Source organism: Clostridium sp. M62/1 (genome assembly GCF_020736365.1).
Taxonomy (GTDB): Bacteria; Bacillota; Clostridia; order Lachnospirales; family Lachnospiraceae; genus Otoolea; species Otoolea saccharolyticum_A.
In genome coordinates, this window is sequence record NZ_CP085988.1 from 2,973,670 (window position 1) to 2,988,787 (window position 15,118).

At 52.4% G+C, this 15,118-nt stretch carries 1 protein-coding gene; it reads right to left on the reverse strand.

Annotated elements, in window-relative coordinates; genetic code table 11:
• Positions 1–47: 47 nt before the first annotated feature.
• A complete protein-coding gene (locus LK436_RS13940; protein WP_049931730.1) occupies positions 48–15,074 on the reverse strand; it encodes a SpaA isopeptide-forming pilin-related protein in 15,027 nt (5,008 codons plus the stop codon).
• Positions 15,075–15,118: the final 44 nt, after the last annotated feature.

The following is a 15,118-nucleotide window of genomic DNA, read 5'->3' on the forward strand; positions in this document are numbered from 1 at the left end:
TTCAGCCTCTGTGCCAGGGTTTTGCCTGCCATGTTTTTCTCTACCTTTTATTTCTTACCGCCTCCTTTTTTCTTCTTTCTGCGTCCGGCCATCCACAGTCCCAGAAGCCCTGCTGCAGAGACAACAAATATCCCTGCTGCCAGCTCTACCGGAAATGTGTCCCCCGTCTTGGTGAATGGGATTTCCAGCCTGTCTTTTTGTTTCTTTATGCTTCCTTCTCCATACAGAGACTCATCATATTCTGCTGTTATTTTTCCTTTCAGTTCCGGCTGTTTCGTGGTTTCCGGCACCTCTGGAGCCTTCTTGTTCACCACAAAGAATACATAGCTGTTTTCAGTATCCTGGTAAAAAGCCAAATCTCCGTTTAAGATCTCTGCATCCCCGGATCTGGGAATCCGTATCTGATAGCTTCCGTCCAGTTTTTCATATCCGTCCGGCGCATGGGCTTCCTCCACGGTAATGGTCTGAGGCGTCTTTAAAGTTAACTTAAATACCGTTCCTCCCTGTTCCTCTTCTAAGGTCAGCAGGCGGCCATTCTGATCCTTCACGGTAAATCCTGCTCCAGGCAGGGGCTTCCCGTCCTCGTCCACTTTTTTCAGACGGACCGTATAGTCTGTTTCCCCTCCTCCGCCTTTTTTCATATTCTCCACCACGATGGTGAGAACATCTGCATAGTCGTTGACCGTAAACTCTGTATCCTCCATTGACCGGTAACCGGCCGGAGCTGATATCTCACGAAGGATATAGTGTTCCCCTGCTGTCAGTTTTCCATAAATCCGATGGGGTTCCCCGGTGGAAGTCCACGCTTCCCGGACCTTCCCGTTCTGGTCAAGGATCTCAAATCTGGCTCCTGCAAGGGGCTTTCCGGTTCCGGCATCCAGTTTCAGAATCTCCACCTTTGTCACATCGTCGCGCATTTCCACCTGGTTGACTGTTCCGTCGCGGTTGACGGTAAAGACAGCTTCCTCTGCGTAGGCATAACCGGGGGCAGGCTTTATCTCGATAAGGCGGTAGGTATGACCCGCCTCCAGGATTCCCGTGATCTCATGGGATGTTTCCCGGGAGATCCACTGGTCAATAATAATTCCTTTTTCATCCACCAGCTGCATCTTACAGCCGGAAAGCTCCTCCTCTCCGGTGATCGCCTTTTTAGACAGAACAGCCTTTGTCTGTCGATCTTCCATCACCACCACATCAGTCCGGCCGTCAGTGCTGACAGTGAATTTCACATCCTCGGAAAATCCGTATCCGGGAGCCGGTTTTATTTCATGAAGCCAGTAGGTATTTCCTGCTGTCAGCTGCTTTTCAAGCAGGGTAAAGGTTTCTCCGGTGGTAAAAATCATCTCCTTTCCCTGGTACAGGGCAGGTGTTTTATCCTCATTTAAAATCTGAAGAACAGCTCCTTTCACGGCAACTGCCCCAGCTTCCTCTGCATGTACCGTATCAGATGGGGTTTCCATGAAAGCATTGGATGGGGTTCCTGGCCTTTTGTCCTCTTCTGTCTCCACATACCTGTTTTTATAGATTCTTACCTTTGTCGTATCATCCTTCATTTCCACATAATTGATGCTGCCGTCATGGTTTACGGTAAAAGCAATATCATCGGCAATGACAAAGCCGTCTGCAGGGATAGTCTCCCGCAGAGTATAAGTTTCGTCTGCCCGGAGCTTTCCTCTGATCTCATGGGGCGTTTCCCCGGAAACCCATTCATCCGTCACCTTTCCCTCCGAATCCAGGAGCTGCAGATGCGCTCCCGGCAGTTCCTCTCCGTTTGTGATGTCCTGTTTGGAGACAATCAGGTGAGTGGGCCGATCCTCCATTCTGATCTCTTCGGCCGCCCCGTCTTCATTGACTGTAAAAGTTATGTCGGAGGCATAGCCGTAGCCGTCCGGCGCTGCAGCCTCTTTAAGGCGGTAGCTTCTTCCCGGCTTCAGTCCGCTCACTGAAAATGTTTCCTCCCCGGTTGTCCATTCCGCAGTCAGTGTCTCCTCCCCGTCTGGAAGCTCCGGCAGCTCGTAAAGCTGCAGCCTGGCTCCCACTACCGGCTCTCCTGTCAGCAGATCTGCCTTTTCTACGATAGTTTTCGTTTCTTTATCGTAGCCTCCAATAATGGAAATCCCGGCGTGAGCATCAATGGTAAAGGACAGGCGGCCGCTTATTTCTTCTGTATTATCGGAAAAGAATGTGGTTTCTGTGAGATAATAGGTATTTCCCCTGACAAAAACTGCCCTCTCTGTGGGATCTTCCACCTCCCTGGTAAACCAGGCGGCCGCTCCCTCCTCTGAAATCCGGCCTTTGAGCTGGTGAGCTTCTGACTCCATCCCGTTTTCCTCCCTGCTTACCTCATAGGTGCAGCCGGTGAGCACTGGATCGATGGTGATAAATTCATTTTCCGAAAGCTCTATGGTATCGCCGCTTCTCATGGTTCCGTCACAGCTTCCGGTGTAGGCATAAGTTCCGGCCAGTTCATCCCCGTTTCGATTCCAGAGTCTGATAGTAAAACGGGAAGTTTCTCCCTTATGCTGCTCCTTTCCGGAGCCAGTCAGTTCACTGTAGACAGTCAGACGGTTTTCCTGTCTGACGGGAACTCTCTTTTCTGAGGAGAAGCTTTCTTTATTTGAGTTTTCAACGGTGACAGACAGGGCGGCCGCCTCCGCCTCCTTTGTCAGCTCCGAGGCGAAGGAGACACTTCCCTGGCTGAGAGGCGCTGCCTGTGAAACCGTCCACACAACAGTCTCCTCTTTTTCTGCTTCCCGATCCCTTTCCAGGGTTCCGTCGAAGGGATCGATCACCTCCATCCCCTCCTTCACCGTCACCCGGATCGTAAGATCCTGCGGTGTATGTTTCGGGTTATACCAGTGAATAGTGCTGATGACTGCCTGTCCTCTCTCAAGAGGTTCTCCTTCCTGACCTGTCCGGCTTCTGATGACTGCCTTCGGATTTTCCGGATTCACTCTATTTGTCACCGTAGTTTCCAGGGCTCCTTCCTCTGGTTGGAACTCCGTGATGGCCGCTCCCTCATTGTCTGTCAGCAAAAGCGCAAGTCCGGCGGCAGCCCGCCCGGCATACCTGAACACGCCGTCCTTATCAAAATGAACACGCCGGGTGCTTCTCTTCGTGATCACATCGCTTCCATCAGAGTAAATCGTGTGCTCCTCGAAGGTGTACAGGCCATTTTCCCGAAGGCCGTCCTCCCTGTGAAAGACATGTTCCTCCCCGGTTTCCACAAAGCGCAGAAGCTCCTCCCCCTTCTCATTCAGAATCGCCGTTTCTGCTTTTACAATGGTTCTTCCCTTAAAAGTAATGCTGTCAATGGAATTGCTGTCTGCACAGGAGGGATCCCCGTTTTCTTCTCTGTAGTGTACAGAAATGGCAGAAAGGTTATTGGAGATGGAGTCAATGCCCCGGCCGTCCCTTTTCACCGTAAAGAATACCGGTCTCATCAGGGTATAGCCCTCCGGCGCCTCCCGCTCCACCAGCACATATGCCCGTCCCGCCGTCAGGCCTTCCAGCAGATGCCGTCCCTCCGTTTTAGCAGTCGTCCACTCTTCGGCCAAATCTTCCTCCGCCCAGGTATAGCCGCCTTCTTCATCCAGCTCTGATACCCGGTAGACGGCCATCCTGGCCCCTTCCACAAAGGCCCCGTCAGTCCCTGCATCCCCAAGGTCAGAAAGCTCCTTTTTCTCCAGATAGATCCTGGTAGCCTCATTCTCCACCTCCATCTCATGAATGATCGTTTCCGCAGGTTCGCCTTCTGTTTCGTCAAACTGGAAGGAGTGAATCTGCGGGTTTACAGCAAAGCCTTCTGGAGGAACCAGCTCCTTCAGCCGATAGGTGTATGGCTCCACGCTTCCGTCCTCAGGGTTTATCCTGCCTGTCGGCAGTCCTTCCACATGGACGGTTCCGTTGATATCGGAAATTTTCTTCGGAAATCCTGCAACCAAAGTTCCGTTTTTCTCACAGGCGGAAAGTTCAAACACCACTCCGGACAGGGAGCCTCCCTTTTCATCTGTCTTATGGATAAGCAGTTCGCCGGTAAAGGGCTCATCGATCATCCGCTCAATCTGCACGGCTTCGTTCTGTGTCCCTGTATACTCAAATTTCAGCGGCTCTGCCGTCCGGTAATAATCCGGCGCTTTTATTTCTGAAAGATAATAGGTTCCATCCGGCAGGTCATAGAGGAAATGAGGCTTTAAATCTCCCTCCTCAAAACCCTCCAAAATCCGTCCGTTAATTCTGTCCGTTTCTGTGTATACGCCGTCGGTTCCAGTGATCCAGGAGGCCACCAGGTATTCCTCTGTCTGGCTTAATTCTCCTGCTTCGTCGGCCCGGTAGAGGGCAAGCTCTGCTCCCGGCAGTTCCTTTCCGGTGGCGGAGGAAGCTTTTGAGAGAGCCAAAGCCTTTCTCTCATTTAAGATCTCATGAAGCTGCAGTTCCTTTTCTTCCCCCACCGTAACCAGGAGGGGATCCATAGCTGCAAAGCCCTCCGGAGCCTTCGTTTCCACCAGTACATAGGCGGCACCCGCCGGAAGATAATCTATCCGGCGGCTTCCGTCCCCTGTCAGCCAGGCATTCGTATAGCTGTTTATCTGAGGAAGCTGATGATAGTCAAACTTGTAAGAATACTCAAAACCGCTTCCGTTGTACCGGACATCAGCCAGCACAGTTTTTCCGGTTTCCTGAACCGTCAGCGTCACCTTCGCCACATCCGGATATTCTGCGGATGCCCCTCCTGCTAAGGACGCATCCCAGACGGCTGCATCCGTTACCGCTGCGGTGCGGGGAACAGCCCACTTTAAAGTTCGCTTCTTCCCCAGCATGGCGGCATAAGCGGCCTTAAAGCCCTCCCGGTCCTCCTTTTTCATCTGCGGCGGGAAGGTGACAGTCTCCTCTCCCGTCTCCCCGTCAGTTCCAATCAGCACGCGGCTCCCATCCTGAAGCCTCCACACCTTTGAATCCCGGGAATCCCGCACAGCCGTCCGCTCTGCATACCAGGTAAAGCCCGTACCGTGAATACCGTATTCCTCGTACATCGCTTCAAAGTCCAGGGTGAATCCGGTTTTCCCCTTCATATCACCCAGATTCGGGTAATTTCTCAAATCAATGCTTTCCGTATAGTCGGCGGCATCGTCAGAAATCCAGGACTCCACCGGGCGTTCCTCTTTGTACCGGGGAAGTCCGTTTTCATCATATATGACCTGTCCCTCTTCATCTGTTTTTGCCTCATACAAAGTAAACTCTGCACCTGGAAGGATTGGTTTTTCCCCCTCCTGCTTCGTATACTTTCTGAAAGCCACCTTTGTGTGGTCGTTGTACAGCCGGAAGTTCTGAATTTCCCCGGTGCTGTCCACCTGGATATTCATGGGAGCTGCCTTTAAAAAACCTGGCGGAGCAGTCAGCTCCTCCAAAATATACCAGCCGGCAGGAAGACCCTCCACGTAAAACGGTGTTTCTTCAGTTGTCCAGGCCATCTCCTGATACTCCTCTGCTCCGGCCCGGCTGTTTGTTGTTTCCAGACGGTAGGGGGTGTCGGAGGTTTTCTCCAGCCGGTAGCCCTCAGGGGATGCCGGATCAGCCACATATCTGGCCGGATAGAGGGCAATCCCTGCGCCGGGGAGCTGGCGGTTGGTATAGTTGGCAGCCGTCTCTCTTCCGCTCTCCACACCGTCTATCTTTTCAAAGTATCCTTTCGTCGTGTCATCATACACCTGAATGTTTTTCATCCTGGCATCTTCCTCCACAGTAACCCCCTGGGGGAAGGATTTCGTATAGCCCTCCCCCTCCGGAGCAGAAATCTCCTCTAAAATATAGGTTCCTGCCGGCAGACGCTTAATTACATCTGCCTGCCCGGCCAGTTCCTCTGTGGAAAATGGATCGTTCGGCGTTTTGTCAGAGGTAAGCCAGGTGTTCTCCAGAATATAGTTCTCGCCGCGCCTATGATACAGGCGATCCTGTGTCTGATGCTCTTTCCCGGCATCCCCATCGTACAAAACCTCATGATCATCCAGCGCGTAGGCCCCGTCGTTGTACTCCTCCAGGTTATCAGAGTTTTTATATCTGACAAAATCCCCGTTCCGATCATACAGCTCACTCCCCTTATCGTAGGTTTCATTGCTTCTCTGATAGTACAGCACCAGACCATGCTCATCGTAGACAGGACTCATATAATTTAAAAAAGTACCGTTATTAATGTCTGCCAGGACCTCCTGATTCATGTTCTGGCCGAATTGATTTTGTCTGACGGTCTCTTCTCTGTGGCTCTCCTCCCCTTTCTCTGACTGCCAGGTTCCGCTGATATATCCGGACTCCTGGTGGGAATAAGACGGCTTTTCTGAATCGGAAAGTTTCTGATCCGTCTGATTGTTAGGCTCCAGCACTTCCTCCTCCCCATAGCCGTCCTGGTTTTCCCCGACAGTGGCAATCCGTGAGGTGGCAATTTTATCTCTGGCTGTCACGGCTCCGTCTGCATCCCTGGCTGTCTCCACCGGCCATACCAGCACACGGTCTGCCACATGCACTCCCTCATCGCTGAATTTGGGCTCCAGCACATAGGCCATCCCTGTGTAGGGATCTACCCTTGCATCACGGTTTCCGTCCCGATCCAGGTGGTACACTGCAGTTCCCTCTCCCATCTTCCATTCACGGTTGGCGGTCACAAATTGAAGGGACGCGAAATCTCCCTTCAGGATCTTGCTGACGGTATCATAGGAGAGCTTCGTCAGATCTCCTCCCACAAGCTCCAGATAAGGCTGTCCGCCTTTAAAGGCATAGAGGGAAAGCTCATTATTCGCTTTTCCCTGGCTTGTCTGGTCTGCCTGGAGCTGAGATACGGATACTTTCTGATGGTTTTTATCCCATCCATACAGCACCCTCCTTCCATGGAGCTGCTCTGTCCAGGTTAAGGACAGGCCGTCTAGAGGGTAGTACAGAATCTCTGTATCCGGCCGCTCCACGGTCCCTTCCTTCCAGACATAGCCTTTTTCCGCAACAGGGTTTCCCTCTTCATCGAGCCCCGTAACATAGTCGGTCAGAATCGGTTCTCCGTTCTCATCTTCCTCCCTTACAAGTTCCGTCTTTTCTCCGGCAAAGCCCTGCTTAACCGTCATGTTTATTACGCTGTTTGACAGATTCCGCTCAACGGAAAGTCCCTCAAAAGCCAGATCCTCACTGTCTCCGGAAGGAATCAGTTCTATGGCATCAAATAAGGTCAGCCTTGCCCCGGCCACATAGGGGTTTTCATCGTCATCTGTTTCGCGTCTTTTCGTCACATAGCCATAGCCTGCGAAATGGCTGCCGTCGTAGACAATCTCCACCTGCTCGCCGGCTTCCCTGAGGGCTGCCAGGCGTTCCAGGGTCCCCTTGGGATAGGCATAGCCCAAATATATTCCATTGTCATCATAGGCGTATTGGAGCGCCGGGTTTCCTCCTATTTCTGTCAGGCCTCCCTCGATCCGCTCCCCAATCCGGAATGTAACGGTTCCCCTGGGCTTCAGCTTCTCCACCTGAAGCTTAATGGGAATGTTCTCCACATAAACGTGAGCAATATCCGCCAGGTTCCGGGGAGTGTTTCCATTTCCGCTTCCTCCCTCCGTCCTTTCCTCATAGATGGCAGCGCGGACACGCTGCTCCTGTTTCCCCTCCTTATAGTACGTGACCTTGTCGGAGTATATCTCTATGGCAACAGGCGCCGTGCGCACATATCCTCTGGGCGGCACCTCCGCCAGTACGTAGGTTCCGGCTCCCAGAGGCTGCGGAGTGGTGAGATAACCGACAGTCTGAAGACGGTATTCGTCTGGCGCCTGGTTCGTATCCTCCTGTTTCATGGACACATCGCTCACAGTAGAAAAGGCCTTAAACTGTCCCACCAAATTTCCCTGAGAATCAGACAGGACAATCTGGTCCTGCTCTTTGCAGACAGGGGTTCCGGCCTTTACAGTGCCGGAATACAGAGTTCCCGGTCCGGCCTCCTCACTGTCTGATGAGGGTTTGTCTGTCTTTTTTCTGTGAAGCGGCTGGATGCCGGAAGCTCCCATAGCTTTTAGAAACTCCTCGCTTCCCGTCAGAACCGTATCCTCCTCGTAAAACTTCACCTCCCCTGTTTTTTTATCCCGGGACGCTTTGTAAATCATAAACAGAGCCCCGTCGTGAAGCAGATTTTCATGGGTTTCACTGTCCAGTTTATCAATCCTCAGTCTGGCAGAGTAGAAAGTATTCCGGAATTTCCCGTCAGCATATCCTTTGAAGGAAACAGGGTCATAGGCTCCTTCCGGTTCCGGCTCCAGCACAGAGTAGGGAACCAGCATGGGAGCATACAGACCGTCGTAGGCTGTCTGCACACCCTGCATGGCCCGGGCGCTACGGTAGACAGCCCCTGCCCCGTTTTCTTCCGTGCTCCCGGCCTCATGCTCAAACCGGATGCTGCCAGCTTTTCCGGCCTGCTCTGAGATGGAGCCGTAGCTGTATCGGGCTTCTATTGCATCATCTTCATACGGTTTTCCATTCTCTGCCGTCTGACCTTTATTTCCGTCGTCTGCAAAATAGTGGCTGTTTTCATTGGCCCCCTCCTCTTTTGTCAGATTTCTCCCTCCTGCTTTATGAACCGGATGATAGTAGTCCTTCAGGGGATCGTATTCCTCCTGGGTGATGGAAAAGCCTTTATACTCATAACTTTCTCCGCCATAGGAAATCGCTCCTGTCAGCTTATCCGGCTCCAAACCATACTTATACACCTCGAAATCCCCATCGTGGCTGTGGGCGTGGATTACATACTCCCTCTGGTCGGAAGCGTTCTTATCCCACTCCTCCCCAAACCGGATCAGATAATTTTCTTCAGCAGCCTGAGCGTCCAGAGACTGATCCGCATCATACCGGTATGCATGGCTTAGTTCAGCCGCCGGTTCATGGCTGGTTCCCGGCTCATAGACACTGGGGACCTGGATCTCCTTTGGCCCATCCATCTGGTAGTGTTTATTTGCCAGTTCTTTCGTCGGCTGCTGCTCCGCGATCACATAAGTCCCGTAGGGAAGATAGGCGGACAGGCCATAGCAGTATTCTGCTCCATTCCCCTCTGCCTCCCTGTCTGCGCATACTGTTGTGGGATCTTTGTCCTCCCCTCCGCCTTCCTCTCCGTCCCAGCAAACAGCGTACAGCTCATCCAGATCATACAGGAAGAAGGGTTTAAGGTAGTCGTATGCTTTAGAAAGGGCTGCGTTCAGGGCTTCGTCATAGAGCATTTCTGAAGAAAGGTTTTCTGCTTCTTCCTTCTTTGCTTCATCCTCCTCTTCCCCGTTGTCCTTTAACAGCTTTGCCGCTTCATCGTCCAGATACCAGGTAATGGCAAACTGACGCACCATGTCAGAGGCTCTGGCGTTATTTTCTGCATACTCTGTCCGTTTTGCTGCATTTCCAAGAGGCTTCCATGAGGTGTAGGTCTGATGCTTCTCATCCCATTTGTCCGTATTGGCCACCCGGACAGCGTCAAAGAACTTGTCATAGTTGTAGACCTGGATGGTCACCGGCTCCTTCCCGCTCTTTTCCTGCCGTTCCTCTGTCTCCAGAAGCCGGGTATACCCTTTGTTGGCTTCTCTGCGGATCTGAGGAGTTTTCCCGGTGTTGATATTTTGGCCCCGGTAGCTGTAAAGGGAAGCATTGACCAGAACACCGATGCCTCCCGGGGCAATAGAAGTATCAAAGGGAATTCTCCGGGCCGCGTTTTGATCTGCCGTTTCCGGATCCTGATAGGAGGAGAGAATATTGTTTCCGCTGATGCTGGTCAGGGTGGAGGCGGTGTCGTGAAGAGCCTTTGTAAACAGCTTCGGCACGTTGATTTTTATAGGGTTCTGCCCGTTTTTCCCATTTTCCCGCCGCCTGTTTTCTGATTCCTGAAGCAGAGTTTCCGGGTATGCAAAGTCAAGCAGTTCCTCATAGGAAATCTCATTTCCATTCCGATCCATCCACACAACCGTTCCGTCCTCTGCCCGGTAAAGCCGCTCCAGGTTACTCTTCAGATATGCCTTGAAGCGGAAATTTTTCTCCCTGGCAGTTTCTGGATAGTCATAGGTATTGTTCCCATAGCTTCCGTCCCGATTGGTGTGGATATCCTTCACCACTTTGATGCGCTGGCGGATGGGGCGTTCATAGACCTGGGCCGGGAGACTTCTTGTCCCTCCGTCCGCATATATCTGCTTCTGCCCAGGATATGTCAGGGAGACTGGAATCGTATATGCATCCTCCCCTGTCAGTTTCTGGTTTCGGCAGTCCAGATATGCCTTGGCTCTGGCCTTCTTTGCATGGATATAGTAGCTGGCGCTGCCCATAGGAGAACCCGCCGAAAAACCGCCCATCAGCTCATGGTTTAGCTTCTTTGCATCCTCCTCTGAGAGAATCACCTGTGTTTCCTTCAGTACTGCCTTGAAGGAGATGGTCTGATCTATTCCGTCATTGGTATGGGACACTCCAAAGGCGTCGGTATAGGCCGCCTCCACCGGAATGATATACGTTCCATCCTCACGGCGCTCAGACGGAATCTTCTGCCATTTCACCTCTTCTGCTTCCTGGATTTCTGTTTTCATAATCTCCCGGTACTCGCAGGCCTGGATCAGGTTTCCATTAGGATCCCTCACCAGCTCCCCGGTCTTATAATAGACATTTTCCTGCCTCGTCCTTGACCTAAGATTCCCCTCTGCGTCAGCGACCGCATCTGTCACCAGGGTAGCCGATGCCAGAACGGAAGAACCTGCAGCCTGCTCTGAGTAATCCTCATAAGTTCCAAAGGCCCCATAATCCGGATTGTTGGAATAGACTGCATAGATCCGGCGGGGCGGCCTGGAAGTGTCTGCCGGCAGATAATCCACAGCGCGGCAGATGATACTGTCTGTTACGGCGTCGCTTCCCAGCACCATAAAGTGATCCGGATTTCCGTCCACACTGGCATAGACGGTAAACCGGTAGTGTTCCCTGTCCTCCTCCACAGCGTCAATTCCTCCGTAGCTGTAGTACGGATGGCTGTCGTAATAGTCTAGCACCGAGAGAATGGCATCCCCCACAGTCAGAGCAGTTCCGTCCTCCTTCGTCTTTTCTATCAGAAGCGTCTGTACCGGCGAACCGTAAACTGTATAGGCCGCAGGGTTTCCCGGCTCCACGCCGGACAGACCGAAGCTGTCAGTCTCTCCCTCTCTGACACCCCTGTCAAACACACCCTCCCGGATACTGGAGTAGCCGTACCTGCCTCCTTTAAGCCGGCTCCGGGGTGTGGACTTCCCGTTCCTTCTGAGAGCCTTTTCCACCTTCCCCTTAACGAACGGAAGAGCGGCTGTTTTAAAAGGTTTTGCCAACTCTGCCTGGATCTCTTCCTCTGTCATGCCCTCCTCTGCCTGACGGATGGCTTCGTCTGCCGCCCCTTCCTCCAGCCTCCGCACAGAAACCTGGCGGATGTCATGGGCTTCGACGTTCATTGGAACCTCCCTTGTCATAAGGCTTCCGTCCTCATTATATTTCAGATACTGGTAATCGTGCTCAGCAGTCAGGTACCTGGGGGTTCCATCTGGATTCGTTAAGAGTATCTTCTCATAGTCTCCGGTTCCCACCGTAACCTCCACCTGCTTTGTGCCAATCTCTTTCCTGTATATCTGAACCCCTTCCGGGAGATTAGACAGGAGCAGGTCATACCTCTGATTTTCTGTATCTCTGGAGCGGGCAGAGAAATACAGCTCGTTTGGCCCGGCTCCTTCCCCGTCCCCGGAGGTCTGCTCCTCTGCATACATTGGCTCAGAAATCACCGCCCAGCCTTTCCCTCCCTCCGGCGCCTCTGCTCTCAGATCCTGCCCCCGGTTCGTCAGATTATGGCTCTTATTTCCCACAGACAGCTCATAGCCCTCAGAACGGGACAGCTCTTTAATATAGTAGTCTCCCAGAAGAAGGGGACGGCCGATCCAGCAATTCCCGTTTTTTGTCTCATTGTCCCGGTATACGCGCTCATAGACTCCATCTTCTCTGTAGTCATCGCAGGATATATCGGCCACGTACAGGTTTTCCGGTGCCTCATTGGCCCATCCGTCCGAAGTCTCCGCGATCCTTCCTGTTTCATAATCGTAAGTGCGGCCCGGTGCCTCCGTATTGACCAGAAAAGAGGCATCGCCATTTCGATCCGTGGCTGCCACAGCCACCAGGTTATTAGCCCTGTAGACGGTTCCCGTCTTTCCGTCCGGATGAACGATATCCTCTGCTGCAAACAGACCGTATATGGCTCCTTCCAGTGTGGTGTCTCCCTGGGTCTCGCCATAGGCGTCAAAAGCCTCAGACTCTCCGGCGGCCAGATCCAGGTCTTTTTTGTTGATGTGAAATTCTGCCTCCGTCCGGTGGTCGTAAATCCGCCAGGCATTGCCCTCTCCGTCCTTATCGCTGCAGTGACTGTAGTTGTCATCCGGCCCCGGCTCCGCCTGGGAACCTATGCTGTCTGAGGTCAGAGCCTCCTCATAGGCAGACGGGAAGAGGCTGACGCCCTCCCTTCCTGTTTCCCCCTCTTCTCTGTCAAGAGGAGACCGGAAGGCAGAGTTGTGCCTGCTCCACCGGAAAACTGCATTCGATGTGGTTGCCGGGTATGTACGCTTTTTCTGTCTTATCTCTTTTTTATCCCCGTCTTCCGATTCTGACCGGTCTGTGCAATCTGCCCCGGACGGTGTCGCCAGACGGAAACCTGCCTGAACGAGAAGCGGAGGGCGGGAGGAAATCTCCGCTTTGGAATTTTCCTCTGTTTCCTTTTCAGGCTCCTCTGACTTCTCTTCCTCTGTTTCCGGCTCTGCCGAATCCTCCTGTTTCTCCTGTTCAGAATAGCCGTTCTCCTGTTCTCCCTTTTCCTCTTCTGCCTCTTCAGACAGCTGTCCTTCTGCTTCTGCTTCTGATTTTTCCTTTTCAGGCGTCTGTTCTTTTGTTTCTTCCTCCTCTTCCATTTCTTCTGTCTCCTCCTGCTCGTCTTCCTCTGAAAAGAAATAGGAAAGGATCTCCTGGCTGATTTCTTTGATTTTCTGGAATAAAACGGGCTGCTCTTCGGTTTCCCCGCCAGTCTCTTCCCCGCCTGTATTTACTGACTGCCCTTTCTGCTGCCCCTTCACCGCTTTTTCCGGCAGGGCAGCACTGCCGCGGGCAGACTCAGACTCCAGCGCTTCATGATCGCTGTATTCCCCGGAAAAAGACGCATTGGCTCCATTTTCCGAAGCGTCCGTTGTAATAATCTCAATGGGCAGATCATCTGAGTGAATGTCATGGCGAATATAGCCGTCCTTTGCCTGGAACTCAGTCAGTGCATAGCTGTATTTCAGAGAAATAAACTTCTCATAGGTATCCAGCATGTCCTGATAGCAGCCGGATTTCTCATAGGCCGTATCCGCAGACGGCTCCTCTGAAGAGCCGCCGTCCGGTGTGGTTCCCTCCTCTCCTCCGGAACCTGCAATATTCTCGATTTCCTCCCGGCTGACTTCCTCTGTAAGCCAGTGGAAATGAACTCCCTCGAAATCGCCTCCTGCCTTTTCCTCACAGTCGGCCACGGTGTCAAGCCACTTTTTCGCCGCAGCCTGGTTGGCGGCCTTCGCTGCAGCAATGGCCTCTGAATTAAGTGTTTCCCCTGATTCCTCATCTTCCTCCGGCTCCGGCACCGCCGCAAATGAAGGAGCCGGGTGTCCGTCGCAGAAGGTCTTGTCATAGTGATAGCCGTGGGTGACTGTCTTTGCCGCATAACCGTCCTCCCCGGTTACAATGGTTCCAATCTGCCGGAATCCATCCCAGATCACCGGATCATCCATGTGGAAGCTGGCATATGGCTCCCCTCCCTCATAGATATGCACCGGACCATCCTTTTCCCTGTCAATCTTGCCCAGATCGTCAAAGCGTTCATACAGAACAAAGCGGGCTCCCTCCAAAGGCTTCCCGGTTTCATGATCGTATTTATACATCTGGACATTATAGGTGGATGTAAAATCCTCGGCGTGACGGAACACGTTAAATGTCAGATCTGCCCCTCCCTGGGAGGGAACCGGATCACTTCCCAAAACCGCGTAAAACTCCGTTTGAGGCATATCCAAATCCAGCCAGACCATGCGCTGGTGGATCTCCGTCGGGCTGACTGCCGGCGTGCCGCCTGTATGGGTTCCAGAACATCTGACACACTCCCAGAGCTGGAGGCAGTGTTCGAATAACTCCCTCTCTGATGCATATCCCCCACCAGTTGCGGCATAATCTGTTCCGCTTACTGCAAACTTGATCAGCACCTTTGGCGGCCTGGGATTTGGATTATAAAAGGTAATGCCTGTATCTGTCTTACTGTAGGTCCATCCATCCGGAGGTACATCTGTAAAGGTTGCGCCACTGTCACTGGAAAACTGAATGGGAACTGACGCAATAAAATCTGCATCTGCCCCGCTCTCATCGAAATGGATGGTAAAATCAGAACGGCTGATCTGGTAAGCAGATGACTCGGAAGTGCTGCCTGCAATCACATCGGGAATCTTTTTTCCGCTCTGGGTTGTTCCTCTTCCGCCTCCAATCAGGCCTGCCATTTTCAGATAGTCCTCTGTATTTGCCGCCGCAGTATCCAGCCAGGGGTACTTTGCCCGGACGTCAGAACGATAGATGAGGGCTTTTAAATCCTCTTCCGTAATTAAATTGCTGATCCCCTCTTTCCCCTGTTTCAAGGCCTCTGCATTTATATTTTTAACGGCAGAAGCGGCTTCAGGAATCCCCAGCGATGCCTGAAGCGTCAGAATTCCCCAGAATATATACTCCTGCTCTTTCTCTGACAGTGAAATTCTCATGCTGCTCACAGAATGCTTTTGGTATTGATCTCCGTCATCTGCTATGCCCCAGATCGCAAGCCCGCCCTTATCGATGCAGTAGAGCCTATGATCCCCTCCGAAATCGCCATGGGCGGTCGTCAGAGTTACCAGATTATCATTTTCTGCTGCTTCCAACTGCAAAGGCGGCAAATATGGCAAGAAAACCATAAGCGCCAGTACAGCCGACAAAAGCAGTGATATTGTTTTTTTATTTTTTCCTCTGAAAAAATCCAAATGAAACGTTCCCACTACACCCCTCCTTCTTTGTACCAGAAAACCGCAGCCGGCGCTCT